This window comes from Roseibium sediminicola (assembly GCF_023156505.1).
Lineage (GTDB): Bacteria > Pseudomonadota > Alphaproteobacteria > Rhizobiales > Stappiaceae > Roseibium > Roseibium sediminicola.
The window spans coordinates 73,807-90,475 of the sequence record NZ_JALNMJ010000024.1 but is presented as its reverse complement, the minus strand read 5'-3'; the positions used below and the strand labels follow the sequence as shown (position 1 = coordinate 90,475).

The window sequence follows — 16,669 nt, the reverse complement described above, 5'->3', positions numbered from 1 at the left end:
AGAAACAGGCGATCATCGCCTGCACCAGGAAGCTCCTGACCATTCTCAACGCCATGGTCAGAGACGACAAGGAATGGCAGCCTATGATCAAATAACAAACACGGTTGCTTCGAGACGCGCGCAAGCGCGCTCCTCAGGATGACGCTGCGGGTGGAGGCAGCCGTCTAAAAAGAGAGCAGTATGAATGTGTTTTGCCCGCCCTACGCATGGGATGCAACCAGACCGTCGCGAATGCCAGTGCTGAAATAGCGACGTCTCAACATACACCATCGTCATCCTGAGGAGGACCGGCAGGTCCGTCTCGAAGGATCGGCTGCTTGTTCAGGAGTGTGCCGCCCGGTCCTTCGAGACGCGCGCAGGCGCGCTCCTCAGGATGACGCTGAACTTGAAGCAGGCGCAAAAGAAAGGCGCAGGTCAAAGCTTCTGAAAGTCCTCAAGGATATCCAGAAGCTGGGTCAACTTCTCCCTGCCGATCACGGCCTCAATCCGCGCGGCGATGGCCTTGGCGTCGTCGAGCTTGTCCTCGATGATCGCCCGGCCGGCGTCAGTGATCGCCACCGTCTGCTTGCGCCGGTCCTTTTCATCCGCCTGCCGGGTCACCAGCCCCTTTTCCAGCAGCGTCTGCACGATCCGGGTCTGGCTGGGCAATAGCAGACACGCCCGGTCCGCCAGCGTTGAGGCGTCCTGCGCCCCGTATTCCTCCAGTACCCTCAGGATACGCCATTGCTGCTCGGTGATGCCGCTGTCGGCCAGCATTTCGCGGATCGGCGTCATCACCTTTTCACGGGCGCGGATCAGCGCAATCGGGATGGAGCGTCTGGTAGAGGGCAGCGCCCGGCCCGCGGAGTCATTCGTTTCAGTCATGCAAGGTCCATAGCTGGTCGCCCGGATATTTAACATAATAAGTTTGACAGTATTGTCAGAATATATTTAACATAGCAAATATTGCGCTGTTAAGGAAAGCCGATGCCGCATATCACGCTCGAATATTCCGCCAATCTGGAGGAGAAGGTCGATCTTCAGGCCCTGTGCGACCACCTGCGGGCCGAGGCGGCGACCATCGATGCCTTGCCGATGCCCGGCCTGCGCGTTCGGGCCATCCGGTGCGATCACTATTCCATCGCCGACGGCGATCCGAAACACGCTTTCATCGACATCTCCGTGCGCCTGCGTGCCGGCCGATCCGACGCCGTCAAACAAGACGCCACCGAGCGCCTGTTTCAGGCCGCAAAGGCCTTTCTGGAACCGGTTCTGACCACCAGCTCGCTCGCCTTCTCCCTGGAGATGCGCGACATCGATCCGGAACTTTCGCCCAAAACGGGCACAATCCGGGACCACTTGGGAAAAGCTTGAACCATGTCCGACCTTGAGACCAACATCGGCAAACTGGCCGGCTACCTTGCCCGTTTCAAGGAAAGCGGCATCCTCAACCAGATCGGCGGCGAAGCCCAACCCGCGGCCTCCGGCGCCACCTTCGAGACCCGCTCTCCGGTGGATGAAAGCCTGATCTGCCAGGTCGCAAAGGGGAACGCCGTAGACATTGACGCCGCCGCAAAAGCAGCGAAAGCGGCATTCCCCGCCTGGCGCGACATGGCCGCGACCGAACGCAAGAAGATCCTGCACAAGATCGCCGATGGCATTGTCGCGCGGGCCGAGGAAATCGCGCTCTGCGAATGCTGGGACACCGGCCAGGCCCTGCGCTTCATGTCGAAGGCCGCCTTGCGCGGCGCCGAGAATTTCCGGTTCTTCGCCGACAAGGCTCCGGGTGCCCGCGACGGCCAGGCCCTGCCTTCGCCGACCCTCATGAACATCACCACCCGTGTCCCCATTGGCCCGGTCGGCGTGATCACGCCCTGGAACACGCCCTTCATGCTGTCCACCTGGAAGATCGCCCCTGCGCTCGCAGCCGGCTGCACGGTGGTTCACAAGCCGGCGGAATTTTCGCCACTGACCGCGCGCATCCTGATGGAGATCGCCGAAGAGGCCGGTCTGCCGAAAGGCGTCTGGAACCTCGTCAACGGCTTTGGCGAGGACGCCGGCAAGGCGCTCACCGAACATCCCGACATCAAGGCGATTGCCTTTGTCGGCGAGAGCCGCACCGGCTCGATGATCATGAAACAGGGAGCCGACACGCTGAAACGTGTCCATTTCGAACTTGGCGGCAAGAACCCGGTGATCGTCTTCGACGATGCCGATCTCGACCGCGCGCTCGATGCCGCGATCTTCATGATCTATTCGCTCAACGGCGAGCGCTGCACCTCGTCCTCGCGCCTCTTGGTGCAGGACACCGTCGCCGACGATTTCGAAGCAAAGCTCATCGAACGGGTCAACAACATCCGGGTCGGCCATCCGCTCGATCCGAAAACCGAAATCGGCCCGCTGATCCACAAGACCCATTTCGACAAGGTGACGAGCTATTTCGACATCGCCCGACAAAACGGCGCGAAGGTTGTCGCTGGCGGCACACGGGTCGGCGACGCAGGCTGGTTCGTGCGCCCGACCCTGTTCACCGGCGCCGACAATGCCATGCGGATCGCCCAGGAGGAGATCTTCGGCCCGGTACTGACGTCGATCCGGTTTTCCTCCGAGGAAGAAGCCCTGCAGATCGCCAACGACATCCCCTACGGCCTCACCGGCTATGTCTGGACCAACGACCTGACAAGGGCGCTGCGTTTCACCCACCAGCTGGAAGCCGGCATGATCTGGGTGAACTCGGAAAATGTCCGCCACCTGCCGACGCCTTTTGGCGGCGTCAAGGCCAGCGGTATCGGCCGCGACGGCGGCGACTGGTCCTTCGACTTCTACATGGAACAGAAACACATCGGCCTTGCGACCGGTCAACACGCGATCCCGCGTCTTGGTGCAAACTGAAGAACAGCGATCTGGGAGGATCACATGGGAGAAATTGTTCTCGCCGCCAAGGTCACACATGTCCCGACCATGCTGATGTCGGAACAGCCCGGTCCGGTCGAAGGCAAACGCCAGCCGGCCATTGACGGCCATTGTGAGATCGCCCGCCGCGCCAAGGCGCTTGGCGCCACGACCGCCGTTGTCTGCGACACCCACTGGGTGATCAACGCGGGCTTCCACATCAATGCCAACAGCCGGTTTGAGGGCCTGTTCACCTCGAACGAGTTCCCGCATTTCATCCAGAACCTGCCCTACGCATACGAAGGCAATCCGGAGCTGGGCGATGCCATTGCAAAAGAAGCAACCGATCGCGGCACCTATACGCTGGCCCATCACCTGGACAGCCTGGAACTGGAATACGGCACCCTGGTGCCGATGCGTTTCATGAGCCGGGAACACGAGATGAAGGTGGTCTCTGTGGCGGCCTGGTGCACGGTCCACGGCCATGACGAAAGCCGGATCGTCGGCCAAGCCATCCGCGCCGCTGTCGAGGCGAGCGACGAGAAAGTGCTGCTGATCGCCTCCGGGTCGCTCTCCCACAAGATCTGGGCGAACAAGGATTATGCCGCCAACAACGGCACCTTCACGATTTCCTCCGAGTTTAACCGTCAGGTCGACCTGCATGTTCTCGACATGTGGCGGCGCGGCGACCACGCCACCTTCCTGAAGATGCTTACCGAATATGCCGAGCATTGCTGCGGCGAAGGTTCCATGCACGATACGGCGATGCTCTACGGCGCGCTCGGCTGGGACGGCTATACGGCCGAGTGCGAGGTCGTCACCGAGTATTTCCCGAGTTCCGGCACCGGCCAGACCAACGTCATCTTCCCGGTCCAGTAGACAAAGAAAACGCCATGCCCATTCCCGCTCCCAATCTCTACCCGCCCTTCAACATCGTCCGCCTGAGCCATGTCGAGCTCGCCGTCACGGACCTTGCCAAAAGCCGGGCCTTCTATGTCGACACGCTCGGCCTGCAGGTGACCGACGAGAGCAGTGATGTGATTTACCTGCGGGCCATGGAAGAACGCGGCCACCATTGCCTGGTGCTGCGCAAGGCGTTGGAGCCCTGCGCCAGGGATCTCGGTTTCAAGGTCTTCAGCGAGGAGGATCTCGACAAGGCGGAACATTTCTTCAAGGCAAAGGGCCTGCCGGTCGACTGGGTCGAGCGGCCCTATCAGTCGCGCACCTTCCGCACCCGCGACCCGCACGGCATCCCGCTGGAATTCTATTCGAAGATGGACCGCCTGCCGCCGATCCATCAGCAATATGCGCTCTACAAGGGCGTCAAGCCGCTCCGGATCGATCACTTCAACTGCTTCTCGCCCGACGTCGATGCCTCGGTTGCCTTCTACAACGAACTCGGCTTCCGGGTGACCGAATATACCGAAGACGAGGAAACCGGCCGGCTCTGGGCCGCCTGGACCCATCGCAAGGGCGGCGTCCACGACATGGCCTTCACCAACGGCAAGGGCCCGCGCCTGCACCACACCGCCTTCTGGGTCCCGACCCCGCTCAACATTATCGACCTGCTCGACCTGATGGCGACCACCGGCTGGGTCTCCAACATCGAGCGTGGCCCGGGCCGCCATGGCATCTCCAACGCATTCTTCCTCTATATCCGCGACCCGGACGGCCACCGGATCGAGATCTACTGCTCCGACTACCAGACCGTCGACCCGGATCTGGAGCCGATCAAGTGGGACCTGAAGGACCCGCAGCGCCAGACCTTGTGGGGCGCGCCGGCACCGAAGAGCTGGTTCGAGGAAGGGTCCGTTTTTGAGGGAACCGAAGTTAGCCCGCCAAGCCTTGCGGCCCAGCCGATTGTTGCGCCATAGGTAATACCAAGGAGCGCTGATCATGAATTGGACCGACTTTGCCGGCTGGAGCCGGCGCTTTGCCGACTGGACGGCGGACTATCACCGCTCGCTCCGCACCCGCCCTGTCCGCGCTCAGGTCGCGCCGGGCCGGATCCTGAATGCGCTTCCGGACGCGCCGCCCGAAATCGCCGAGGAAATGGAACAGATCTTCGCCGATTTCGAAAAGATCGTGTTGCCGGGTATGACCCATTGGCAGCACCCGCGTTTCTTCGCTTATTTTCCGGCCAACGCCTCCCCGCCGTCGATGCTGGCCGAACAGCTGGTCACAGCCATGGCAGCTCAATGCATGCTCTGGCAGACCTCGCCGGCGGCGACCGAGATGGAAACGAAGATGATGGACTGGCTGCGCCAAGCCGTCGGTCTTCCCGACACCTTCACCGGCGTCATCCAGGACAGCGCCTCGACGGCGACGCTCGCCGCCGTCCTGACCATGCGTGAGCGCGCGCTCAACTGGGAAGGCAACAAGGCCGGTTTGACGGGCCAGAAAAAACTCCGCGTCTATGCCTCCAACGAAGTGCACACCTCCATCGACCGGGCCATCTGGATCTCCGGGATCGGGGCGGACAATCTGGTGCGCATTCCGGTTCAGGGTCCAAATCGCGCCATGAACCCCGAGGCGCTTCGCGCCGCCATTCAGGCCGATATCGCGGCCGGTCATCTGCCTGCCGGCATCATCGCCTGCACCGGCGGCACCGGCGTCGGTGCTTCCGACGATGTGGCCTCCGTTGTCGCCGTTGCCAAAGACCACGGCCTTTATGTGCATCTCGACGCCGCCTGGGCGGGCGCCGCGATGATCGTGCCGGAATACCGGGCGCTCTGGACCGGCGTCGACGGCGTCGATTCCATGGTCTTCAACCCGCACAAGTGGATGGGCGCCCAGTTCGACTGTTCGGCCCATTTTGTTCGCGATCCGGAAGACCTCGTGCGCACGCTCGCAATCCGGCCGGAATATCTGAAGACCCACGGTCATGACGGGGTCATCAACTATTCCGAATGGTCGATCCCGCTCGGCCGGCGTTTCCGTGCGCTGAAACTCTGGTTCCTGATCCGCTCCTACGGCCTGGAAAACCTGCGCCAGCGCATCCGCAACCATGTCGCCTGGTCTGCCAAGCTGGCGGAGCGCCTACGAGGCGAACCGGATTTCGAAATCACCTCCGAGCCCGTGCTGTCGCTGTTCAGCTTCCGCTATGCGCCGGCGGGCGCAGCGGATCTCGACACGCTCAACCAGCGGCTTGTCGACGCCATCAACGACGATGGCCGCATCTATCTGACCCAGACCCTGCTCGACGGCGCCAAGGTGATCCGCTTCCAGGTCGGCCAGTTCGATTGCACGGAAGACGACGTCGCCTACGCCTTCGACGTCATCACCGAAATTGCCCGAAACATGGAGCCCCAATGACACGCCTTGCGACCTACAGCGTCAAGGACAAGACCTTTTTCGGCGCGGTGACAGACGAGGGCATGATCGCCCTTTCCCCGCTCTTTCCGCAATGGCCGACCCTTTATGACGCCATCCGTGCGGGAGGCATGAAGGAGCTCGTCGCCGCGGCCAACGGCAAGCCGGTCACCCACACCGACTTTTCCTATGAAATGGTGCTGCCCGATGCACCGCGCATCTTGTGTGTCGGCGTGAACTTCCCCGACCGCAACGCGGAATACAAGGACGGCAGCAGCCAGCCGAAATACATGTCCCTGTTCCCGCGGTTCGCCAGCGGCTTTACCGGCCATGACCGGCCGCTGATCCGCCCGCCGGAGAACCACACGCTCGACTATGAGGGCGAAGTCGCCATCGTGATCGGCAAGGCCGGCCGGCGCATCAAGACAGAAGACGCCTATGACCACATCTGCGCGCTGACGCTGTGCAACGAAGGCACCATCCGCGACTGGGTTCGCCACGCCAAGTTCAACGTCACCCAGGGCAAGAACTGGGACCGTTCCGGCGCCCTGGGCCCCTGGCTTGTGCCATTCGAAAAGGCCGCCCAGCTCGACGAAGCGCGCATTGTCACCCGCGTCAACGGCGAGGTCCGCCAGGATGACACTCTGAAGCGCATGACCTTCCCGATCCGCGAAGAGATCGCCTATATCTCGACCTTCATGACCCTTCAGCCCGGTGACGTCATTGTCACCGGCACGCCGACCGGCGCAGGCGCCCGTTTCGACCCGCCCCGGTATCTGAAACCCGGCGACGTGGTCGAGATCGAGGTCGACGGCATTGGTCTTTTGCGAAACGGCGTGGAGGACGAACAATGGGCCTGACCGAAGCCGATGTTGAGCGGGCCGCGGCGGATCTTGTTGCCGCCGAACAGTCGCGCAAACAGATCGGCCTGCTCACCAGGCGCCATCCGGCTCTCGACATGGACGGTGCCTATGCCATCCAGAAGGCCTTTGCGAAGGCCAAACTGGCCGAGGGGCGCAAGGTGATCGGCTGGAAGATCGGCCTGACCTCCAAGGCGATGCAGGACGCGCTCAAGATCGACATTCCCGACAGCGGCGTTCTCTTCGACGACATGCTGTTTCAGAACGGCGCCACCGTTCCGGCCGGCCGGTTCATCCAGCCGCGCATCGAAGCCGAGATTGCCTTTGTGATGAAAGCGCCTTTGGCGGGTGACGACGTGACACGGGACCAGGTCCTGGCGGCGACCGATTATGTCTGCCCCAGCCTGGAGATCCTCGACACCCGTATCCAGCGCGCCGATCCGGAGACCGGCCAGAGCCGCAAGGTCTTCGACACGATTGCCGACAACGCCGCAAATGCCGGCCTCGTGCTTGGCGCCGAGAAACACGATCCGGGGTCCACGGATCTCCGCTGGACCGGGGCCATCGTCATGCGCAATGGCTCGGTCGAGGAAACCGGTCTCGGCGCCGGGGTCCTCAACGATCCGGTGGAAAGCGTTGTCTGGTTGGCGCGGCGCATGGCCGGTTATGGCCAGACAATCGAGGCCGGTCAGGTTATTCTCTCCGGATCTTTCATCCGGCCGGTCGAATGCCCGTCCGGCTCAGAGTTTCACGCCGATTTCGGTCCGTTCGGATCCGTCTCCTGCTCTTTTGCCTGAAGGAAGTTTGATGCCTGTCCCTTCGAACCTGTTCAAAGCCGCCCTCAAGTCCGGCCAGGCCCAGATGGGCTGCTGGGTCGGTCTCGCCGAGACCTATGCCGCCGAGATCACCGCCACCGCCGGGTTCGACTGGCTGCTGATCGACTGCGAGCATGCCCCCAACGACCTGCGCTCCATGATGGATCAGCTCCGGGTCGTCGAGGCCTCGGACAGCAAGCCGGTCGTCCGGCTTCCCATCGGCGACACCGTGCTGATCAAGCAGTTCCTGGATGCCGGAGCACAAACGCTTTTGATCCCGATGGTGGAAAGCAAACAGAAGGCGGAAGAGCTGGTTCGGGCCGTGCGCTATCCGCCTGTCGGCGTGCGCGGTGTCGGCGCGGGGCTCGCCAGGGCCTCGCGCTTTTCGGCCATACCCGATTACCTGCAAACCGCCGACCGGGAGATCTGCCTTCTGGTCCAGGTAGAAAACCGCGCAGGTCTCGCCGCGCTTGACGGCATCCTGACAGTCGACGGCATCGACGGCGTCTTCATCGGCCCGTCGGATCTTGCCGCCGACATGGGCCATATCGGCGATCCGATGCATCCGGATGTGGTCGCGGCCGTCATGGACGCGCTGGCGCGCATCAAGGCTGCGGGCAAGGCCCCCGGCATCCTGACCACCAACCAGGATTTTGCCCGCACCTGTCTTGAACTGGGGGCGCTGTTCGTCGCAACCGCAATCGACGTCACGCTTTACGCGGCCGCAATCCGCGAGGCGGCCAGGCACGCGCTGCAGCTGCGCGAAAGCTGAGCGAACCGAATAGTCCGGCAATGATGTTCCGCGAGGGAATATCTGAAACCTAGGGGACTTTGCTTAAGCTATGAAACGTCGGCCTCTTTTGCAGGTCAGCTATGCAAAAATAGAGGTGAGATTCTTAAAATCACTCATTGAATTCTTAACTTCTCTCGCTTAAGTGTCGCGAAAGATCAAACAACCATCACCCTGCCCAATTGGCAGGCACTCCAGGAGGTCGGCATGACCCGTGATGATCTCATTCGTGAGTACAAAGAACACAGCGGAACGTGGCCGGCCCTGGTCGGCATCTACGCGGTTCTTGTCGGCGCGATGGTTCTGTCCGGCTATATGATGGTCGGCTGACAACAGGTCGCCGCCACGCCGCGGAAAGTTTCAACACCCCCGGATCGTCGATCCGGGGGTGTTTGCTTTTGCCTGACGTCAAGACAACGCCAATTCAGACGTCGGCGGCTTCGCCGATGGCGTCCGTGCCGCGTTCTTCTAGCAATGTTGACAGCCAGTTCGGATCCATCTCCGGTACCGAGGACAGAAGCAGGTCGGTATAGGGGTGGTGCGGCGGCGTGAACATTTCGTCCTTCGGCCCCTGTTCCACCACCTTGCCCCGTTGCATCACCACAACTTCGTCGGCGATCGAACGCACCGTCGCCAGGTCGTGGGTGATGAACATATAGGCCAGGTTGAATTCCTGCTGCAGCCGGTCGAGCAGCTTCAGGATGCCTTCCGCCACCAGCTGGTCGAGCGCGCTGGTCACCTCGTCGCAGATGATGAAGGCGGGATCCGCCGCCAGTGCCCGGGCGATGCCCACGCGCTGTTTCTGGCCGCCGGAAAGCTCCGGCGGATAGCGGTTGTAGAACTTCGCCGGATCGAGCTCGATCAGGTCGAGCAGTTCGTCGACCCGGTTCTTCAGCGCCGCCCCGTGCAGGCCGCTGTAGAACTGCGCCGGCCGGCCGATGATCTCGCTGATCCTGATCTTCGGATTGAGCGCCGTATCCGCCATCTGGTAAATCATCTGCGCTTGGCGCAGCTGGTCCTTGGTGCGGTCGGTGTATTTGGCCGGCAGCTCCTGACCGTTGAACAGGATCTTGCCCTTGGTCGGCGGCAACAGGCCGGTGATGCAGCGCGCGGTGGTCGATTTGCCGGAGCCGGATTCCCCGACCACGGCAACCGTCATGCCCGGATAGATATCGAAGGAAACGTCATCCAGCACCTTGGTCTTGCCATAGGCCGCGTCGATGCCCTGCACCGAGACGATCGGCACGGCGTCAGCTCCCGTCGGCCGGTTTTTCTGCGGACGCTTGAAGCTGCGCACCGCCCACAGGCTCTTGGTATAGTCTTCCTTCGGAGAGCCGAGCATCTGAGCCGTCGGCGCTTCCTCGACCTCTTCGCCCTTCAGCAGCACCTTGATCGTGTCCGCCATCTGCGCGACCACAGCCAGATCGTGGGTGATGTAGATCGCCGCCGTGTTGAACTGGTCGACAATGTCACGGATCGCGGCCAGGACCTCGATCTGCGTGGTCACGTCGAGCGCCGTAGTCGGCTCGTCGAAGATGATCAGGTCCGGCCGGCAAGCCATGGCCATGGCGGTCATGGCACGCTGCAGCTGGCCGCCGGAGACCTGGTGCGGATAGCGGAACCCGATCTCGCTCGGATTGGGAAGCCTGAGCCGCTCATAGAGCTGCATCGCGTCTTCCTGCGCTTCCACACGCTTTGAGATGCGGTACTGGATCGGCGCTTCCGTGTGCTGGTCGATGATCTTGTGCGCCGGATTGAACGAGGCCGCCGCCGACTGGGCGACATAGGCAATGCGCGACCCGCGCAAGGCTCGAAGGTCGCTTTCAGGCGTCGTCGTCAGTTCCATGCCGTCGAACTCGATGGAACCGCCGGAAATCCGGCAGCCATCGCGGGCAAAGCCCATCGAGGCAAGCCCGATGGTCGACTTGCCGGCCCCGGATTCCCCGATCAGGCCGAGCACCTCCCCCTTGTGCAGGGTGAGATCGACTCCATGGACGATTTCGACCCATTTTTCCTCGGAATAGCCCTCGATGCGCAGATCCTTGATCTGAAGCAGGACGTCTTTCTTTGGAACCATGCTCAAACCTCCTTCAGGCCGGAGGACCGGAACAGCATCCAGTCGACGACAAAATTGACCGCAACCGTCAGCAGCGCGATGGCGGCTGCAGGGATCAGCGGCGTCAGTTCACCGAACGAAATCAGTGTCGCGTTCTCGCGCACCATCGACCCCCAGTCCGCGGTCGGCGGCTGAATGCCGAGACCCAGGAAGGACAGACCGGCGATCAGCAGGAACACGAAGCAGAACTCAAGGCCGAATTCGGCGATCAGGGGCGCGGTCGAATTCGGCAGGATTTCGCGGCGGATCAGGTACCAGGTGCCCTCCCCGCGCAGCTTCGCCGCCTCGATAAAGTCCATCACCACGACATTGCCGGCGACCGCGCGGGTCAGACGGAAGACGCGCGGCGAATAGATCACCGCGACGACGATCACGATCACGGTGAGGTTGGTGCCGAAGATACTCAACATTAACAGCGCGAAGACCAGCGAGGGAACGGACATGATCACGTCCGCGAAGCGGCCCATGAACTGGTCGAACCAGCCGCCCTTGGTAGCGGCGAGCAGCCCTGCCAAGGCGCCCATGAAAAAGGCCAGGCCGGTAGCCAGCAGCGCAAGCCCGACCGAGTTGCGCGCCCCGAAGATGATGCGGCTGAACATGTCGCGGCCGAGCTGGTCGGCGCCGAGCAGCATGGTTTCATCCGGCGGCGCGAAGGCCGAGGAGATCACCTGGGCTTCGCCGAACGGAGCGATGATCGGGGCGAAGATACCGGCAATGGCGTAGGTGAAGATCACGAACATGCCGAAGGCCGCCGTCAACGGTGCCGTTCTGAGTTCCTTGGCCACCCCTTCCGGCGTGATCAGGATCAGAAATTCGCGGAACGCATAGGACGTTCCGGCGGCGAGCGCCAGAAGACCGGCGCATGTGGTAATGAGCCGAAGCGCCGGAGCGCCACCGACGATCCCCGTGACAAACGAAACGAGGGTCAGGGAGAAGATCAGCAGGAACATTTCCCGCCGTTTGAAATAGGCTGCGAGACAGGACGCTCCGATCAGCAGCGCATAATATCCGATAACGAATGTGCTCATGTCGCTGTCCTCACTTCGGGTGCCGCAAGCGCGGATTGGTCAGGATCGCCCCGACATCGGCTGCCAGATTCAGCAGGATGAAGGTTGCGGCGAAGATGAGACAGCAGGCCTGCACGATCGGGAAATCGCGTTTGGCGACCGCGTCCACCAGAAGCTGGCCGATGCCGGGATAGACAAAGACCACTTCCACCAGGACCACACCGGTGATGAGATAAGCGAGATTGAGCGCCACCACGTTGATGATCGGCGCCCAGGCGTTGGGCAGTGCGTGTTTGACGATCACCTTCCAGGGCGGCACGCCCTTCAGCCGCGCCATCTCGATATAGGGCGAGGCCAGAAGGTTGATGATCGCCGCGCGGGTCATGCGCATCATATGCGCGGTCACGACCAGAACCAGCGTCAGCGCCGGCAGGAACGTTCGGTGAAGCAGTTCGCCGAAGGTCATGTCCGCGCTGAGACTCGCAATCGCCGGGAAGTAGTTGGTCTTCACGGCGAGATACAGGATCAGGATGTAACCGAGAAAGAACTCCGGAGAGGAGATGGAGGTAAGGGTGACGACGTTGGCGACCCGGTCGAAAAGTGTGTTGCGCAGAAGCGCCACGATCACACCGAGAATGATGGAGATCGGCACGGCGATCACCGCCGCGTAGGTCGCCAGGAACAGCGTGTTGATGAAGCGGCCGCTGATGGCGGAGCTGACGCGTTCGCCGGATACGAGAGAAACGCCGAAGTCACCCGTCAGGGCCCCGCCGAGCCACTGGACATAGCGAAAGATGGCCGGTTGATCGAGGCCGAGTTTCGTGCGCAGCGCCGCAACGGTTTCTGGCGTTGCCCCCTGGCCGAGAACGGCCTCTGCGATGTCGCCCGGCAAAAGCTCGACCGCGAAAAAGATCAGGATTGAAACCACGAGAAGCGTGATCACACCTAAGCCAAGTCTCTTGAAGACCAGCCGTAGGATGTCCCCCATTTGTCCCTCCAGAATAAGAAGCCCGGCACCCCTTTTATTGACCGGACATCGATCGGACGTCGCCTCAGAAGCTTGAGTGTCTGTGCTTGGGCAGGCGTCTGATGTGAAAACGGAACCGCCCCGAGGCCGGGACGATTCCAGAAGAGGGCGGTGGTTTCCCGCCACCCCCGGTAATCAGGATCAGGACTCGAACCACCAGCGGCTTGCGGCGCGGGCGCCGTCATTTTCCCAGCTGGCCGCCAGTTGCTCCGGCGTGCCCACCTTCGTGCTGTTGGCGTAGACGAAATTGTTGAAGAACGGAATGATGGTGCCGCCATCGTCACGCGCGAGAACGGCCATTTCCTTGTACATTTCCTTGCGCAGGTCCTCGTTGAGCTCGGCCTTGGCCTGCAGCAGCAACTCGTTGAAGCGCGGGTTCTTCCAACGCGACTCGTTCCAGGCCGCATCGTCCTTGTAGGCCAGGGTGTACATCACATCCGGGGTCGGACGTGCGCCCCAGGACACCAGGCAGAACGGCTTCTTCAGCCAGACGTCCGAATAGTAGCCGTCATTCGGCTCACGTACGACGTTGATGTTGATGCCCGACGCCTTGGCCTGCTGCGAATAGAGCACCGCCATGTCGACCGCACCGGCATAGACCGAATCGGCCACGCTGAGATTGACGGTCAGGTCTTCGGCGCCGGCCTTCTTCAGCAGCGACTTCGCCTTGTCCGGATCGTAGCTGTTCTGCTCCAGACCTTCCGGATAGTACGGCTGCGCCGGCGAATGGTGGAAATCATTGCCCTTGGTTGCCGCGTCATAGGCAATCTTGAGAATGACCTCGTCCCGGTCGATGGAATATTTCAGCGCGTTGCGAACATCCGGATTGTCGAACGGAGCCGTGTCGCAATGCATCGGCATCGTGATGGCGCCCGCGGACGGGATATTGTGGATCTTGATGTTCGGATTGCGCTGCAGCAGCGCCATCGTCTTCAGTTCGATCAGCGAGACCGCATCGACGTCGCCGGTGACAAGCGCGGCCTGGCGGGCGTTGGGATCGTTCAGCGTGATGATCTCGACCTTGTCGAAATAGGCGCCTTCGCGGTGCCAGCCGTCATGCCGGCTGAGGCTGAACTGAACGCCGAAATCGCCATTGTCGATCTTGTATGGACCCGAGCCGTCGCCGGATTCCCAATCGATCGACCCGTCTTCCTTGGCCGGGCAAATTGCCAGGTGGTAATCGGTCATCAGCCACGGGAAGTCGGCATTGCCGCCGGACAGCTTCACGACCACGGTGTAATCGCCATCCTTGGTGATGTCGGTCACGTCGGCCAGCAGCGCCTTGGCGGCCGAGGTGGTCTGGTCGCCGCGGTGATGGTTCAGCGAGGCGATGACATCGTCCGCAGTCAGCTTCTTGCCGCTGTGGAACGAGGCGTTCTCGGTGATCTTGAAGGTCCATTCGGACGCATCCGCGCTGGCTTCCCAGCTGTCGGCAAGATCCGGACCGAGCGAGCCGTCGCCCATGATCATGGTGAGGTAAGAGCGGTGGGTGTGCGCGAGGAAAATCATCACGCGGGTCAGGTAAGTGCCCGGATCGTGGCTGTCCGAGGTATTGCCGTCATGGACGCCCCAGCGGAACGTCCCGCCGGATTTCGGCTGGGCTTTTGCCTTGGTGGACCAGAGGCCTGTGGCCGTGGTCGCGGTCAGACCGGCCACCATGGAGTAGCGGATAAAGTCACGTTTGGTGATGCCACCCGTACGAGCCGCCTGCTCAAGGCGATGGATCATGTCTTTGTCGTCGGATTTTGTCATCTGTCTCCCCGTCTGGATTATTAAAAGTTGTCGACAGTAAAATTCCCAAACGTAGCATCGGTTCTTTTTTCGTATCGGCTATGCTCATTTGCGACATATAACTAGCAAAACACGAACTCCCCTGCTTCGGCCACCCCTTCGGCGAAATTCATCATTTAAAATTTTTAATGTTGGTCCGCCGCCAACTCATTGTGCAAAGCAGCATTGTTTTGCCCAACCCTTGATTTTCCGCTGTCTACCAGGGATGCAGCACGCCTATATTTTCGTCTATTTCGGGTTTTCTGCGTCAGAACTGATTGCGAAAACCGAATAATCTCCGGGCATGTCGGAAAATGCTGCGCCAGTTCGGTTTTTGGCAGCCGATTCTATCGGGAGACGCGCATGCTTCGATCAAAGAAGCCACCTTCCGGAGAACCCCATGAATGTCGCAACACGCAGCGGCGGCCGGGCCCGCCGCCGCGCCATCCGAACTGCTCCCGATCACGCCATGCTGCCGGGCCTGACCCGCAATCTGCCGCTGTGCGAACCGCTCGACCGGGACCAGATCGAGCGTCTCGACGATGCCTCGATGAAGATCCTGGAGGAGGTCGGCATCGTCTTCCGCGATCCCGTTGCCCTGGACGACTGGAAACAGGCCGGCGCCAAGGTCGACGGCGAACGGGTCTATCTCGACCGGGGCCTGGTGCGCGAGCTGATCAGCACCATCCCGTCCAGCTTCACCTATCATGCCCGCAATCCGGACAAGAACGTGCCGCTCGGCGGCAACCGGTCGATCTTCGTACCGATGACCGGCGCCCCCTTCCTCCGCGATCTCAATGACGAGCGCCGCAATCCGACCCTTGCCGACCTCGCCATGTTCCACAAGCTCAGCCACATGCTGCCGGCGATGCATTCCAGCGCCCACCACATCGTCGAGCCCTACGACCACCCCATCAGCCACCGCCACCTGCGCATCACCTATTCGTCGATGAAGCATTCCGACAAGACCTTCATGGGCATGACCACAAGCCCGAAGAACGCCGAAGACGTCATGGAGATGTGCGCCATCCTGTTCGGAGAGGACTATCTGGAAGACCATCCGGTCACGACCGGCAACTGCAACGGCAACTCGCCGCTGGTCTGGGACGAGACCATGCTCGGCGCCATGCGCGCCTTTTCGAAGCGCAACCAGCCGGTGCTGTGCTCGCCCTTCGTGCTGGGCGGTGCCAACACACCGGCCTCCGTCGTTCCGGCCGTTGCCCAGCTCAACGCCGAAGCCCTGAGCGCGCTCGCCTATACCCAGGTGATCCGCAAGGGCGCACCGGCGGTTTACGGCCATTACCTGTCGACCGTGTCGATGAAATCCGGCGCGCCCATGGCCGGCACGCCGGAAATCAGCCTGATGAACTTCCTGATCGGCCAGATGGCCCGTTACTATGACGTGCCCTGGCGCACCTCCGGCTCGCTCGGCGGCGCCAAGACCTTCGATGCCCAGGCCGGCTATGAAAGCGCTACCACCTTGAGCGCGGTCATTCATGCCGGCGCCAACTACATCTGGCACGCGGCCGGCTGGAACGAGGCCGGCATGCATTGCTCGGTCGCCAAGTTCATCGTCGATGCCGAGCAATGCGCCATGGCCTACCGCATGGCCGAAGGGCCGCGCTGGGACGATTTCGACGAAGCACTCGCCGCCGTGCGCGATGTCGGCCCGGGTGGACATTACCTCGGCCATCCGCACACCCAGGAGAATTTCCAGCGCGCCTTCTTCATGCCGGACATGTTCGACAACAACTCGATCGAGCAATGGAAGGCGGAAGGCGAGGTGGAGATCACCGAGCGCGCTCTGAAACAGGCCCGCAAGCTCCTGTCGGAGTACCAGGAGCCGAAGCTGGACGAAGCGAAGAACGAAGCCCTGCTCGACTACATCGCCCGCCGCGAACGCGAGATCCCGGCCGCCGATGCCCTGAATCAGGACCACTGACCGGATATGAAGCGCACTGCATCTATACCTGCGCGCCCCGGAGTTCGTCATCCCGGGCGGAGCGCAGCGAAGACCCGGGATCGGGGAGCCAAGGCCTGTCGATGGAAACAGACCCCAGGAGCAAACGCTTCTGCCTCCCCGATCCCGGCTCGCGCTTCG

The 16,669-nt window shown here is 61.8% G+C and carries 15 protein-coding genes; 10 read left to right on the top strand and 5 right to left on the bottom strand.

Features of this window, described 5'->3' with window-relative positions; genetic code table 11:
- Window positions 1-414 precede the first annotated feature (414 nt).
- Window positions 415-864: a homoprotocatechuate degradation operon regulator HpaR gene (gene hpaR / locus M0H32_RS24745; protein ID WP_248158753.1), complete on the bottom strand. Its 450-nt coding sequence runs from the start codon at window positions 862-864 to the stop codon at window positions 415-417.
- A gap of 102 nt (window positions 865-966) precedes the next feature.
- Here hpaR and M0H32_RS24740 point away from each other — a divergent pair, with 102 nt between their 5' ends.
- The 9 genes from M0H32_RS24740 (at window position 967) to M0H32_RS29565 (ending at window position 8,978) form a co-directional block, all read left to right on the top strand.
- Window positions 967-1,353: a 5-carboxymethyl-2-hydroxymuconate Delta-isomerase gene (locus tag M0H32_RS24740; protein ID WP_248158750.1), complete on the top strand. Its 387-nt coding sequence runs from the start codon at window positions 967-969 to the stop codon at window positions 1,351-1,353.
- 3 nt (window positions 1,354-1,356) lie between these two features.
- Window positions 1,357-2,871, top strand: a complete 1,515-nt coding sequence (gene hpaE / locus M0H32_RS24735) for a 5-carboxymethyl-2-hydroxymuconate semialdehyde dehydrogenase (protein WP_248158747.1) — start codon at window positions 1,357-1,359, stop codon at window positions 2,869-2,871.
- Between the two features lie 24 nt (window positions 2,872-2,895).
- A complete protein-coding gene (gene hpaD, locus M0H32_RS24730) occupies window positions 2,896-3,750 on the top strand; it encodes a 3,4-dihydroxyphenylacetate 2,3-dioxygenase (RefSeq protein ID WP_248158745.1) in 855 nt (284 codons plus the stop codon).
- A 14-nt stretch (window positions 3,751-3,764) separates the two neighbouring features.
- The gene (gene hpaD / locus M0H32_RS24725; RefSeq protein WP_248158737.1) at window positions 3,765-4,745 is read left to right on the top strand and encodes a 3,4-dihydroxyphenylacetate 2,3-dioxygenase; all 981 of its coding nucleotides are present in this window, start codon (window positions 3,765-3,767) and stop codon (window positions 4,743-4,745) included.
- 22 nt (window positions 4,746-4,767) lie between these two features.
- Window positions 4,768-6,186: a pyridoxal phosphate-dependent decarboxylase family protein gene (locus tag M0H32_RS24720; RefSeq protein WP_248158734.1), complete on the top strand. Its 1,419-nt coding sequence runs from the start codon at window positions 4,768-4,770 to the stop codon at window positions 6,184-6,186.
- A complete protein-coding gene (locus M0H32_RS24715; protein ID WP_248158733.1) occupies window positions 6,183-7,043 on the top strand; it encodes a fumarylacetoacetate hydrolase family protein in 861 nt (286 codons plus the stop codon). The genes M0H32_RS24720 and M0H32_RS24715 overlap by 4 nt, the downstream gene beginning before the upstream one ends.
- The gene (gene hpaH / locus M0H32_RS24710) at window positions 7,034-7,840 is read left to right on the top strand and encodes a 2-oxo-hept-4-ene-1,7-dioate hydratase (RefSeq protein ID WP_248158732.1); all 807 of its coding nucleotides are present in this window, start codon (window positions 7,034-7,036) and stop codon (window positions 7,838-7,840) included. Before M0H32_RS24715 ends, hpaH begins: the two co-directional genes overlap by 10 nt.
- Before the next feature lie 10 nt (window positions 7,841-7,850).
- Window positions 7,851-8,630, top strand: a complete 780-nt coding sequence (gene hpaI, locus M0H32_RS24705; protein WP_282449531.1) for a 4-hydroxy-2-oxoheptanedioate aldolase — start codon at window positions 7,851-7,853, stop codon at window positions 8,628-8,630.
- 225 nt (window positions 8,631-8,855) lie between these two features.
- Window positions 8,856-8,978: a hypothetical protein gene (locus tag M0H32_RS29565; protein ID WP_282449530.1), complete on the top strand. Its 123-nt coding sequence runs from the start codon at window positions 8,856-8,858 to the stop codon at window positions 8,976-8,978.
- Window positions 8,979-9,072: 94 nt separating this feature from the next.
- Here M0H32_RS29565 and M0H32_RS24700 read toward each other — a convergent pair whose 3' ends face one another.
- The 4 genes from M0H32_RS24700 to M0H32_RS24685 form a co-directional block, all read right to left on the bottom strand.
- A complete protein-coding gene (locus M0H32_RS24700; protein ID WP_248158731.1) occupies window positions 9,073-10,725 on the bottom strand; it encodes an ABC transporter ATP-binding protein in 1,653 nt (550 codons plus the stop codon).
- A gap of 2 nt (window positions 10,726-10,727) precedes the next feature.
- Complete coding sequence (locus M0H32_RS24695; RefSeq protein WP_248158730.1) at window positions 10,728-11,792, bottom strand: ABC transporter permease; 1,065 nt, start codon at window positions 11,790-11,792, stop codon at window positions 10,728-10,730.
- A 10-nt stretch (window positions 11,793-11,802) separates the two neighbouring features.
- Entirely contained in the window at window positions 11,803-12,759 is a 957-nt protein-coding gene (locus M0H32_RS24690) for an ABC transporter permease (RefSeq protein ID WP_248158728.1), read from the bottom strand.
- 180 nt (window positions 12,760-12,939) lie between these two features.
- Window positions 12,940-14,550 (bottom strand): ABC transporter substrate-binding protein, encoded by a 1,611-nt coding sequence (locus M0H32_RS24685; protein WP_248158727.1) that lies wholly within the window; start codon window positions 14,548-14,550, stop codon window positions 12,940-12,942.
- A 418-nt stretch (window positions 14,551-14,968) separates the two neighbouring features.
- Between M0H32_RS24685 and M0H32_RS24680 the strand changes: the two genes are divergently transcribed.
- Window positions 14,969-16,510 (top strand): trimethylamine methyltransferase family protein, encoded by a 1,542-nt coding sequence (locus M0H32_RS24680; protein WP_248158726.1) that lies wholly within the window; start codon window positions 14,969-14,971, stop codon window positions 16,508-16,510.
- The last annotated feature ends 159 nt before the right edge of the window (window positions 16,511-16,669 follow it).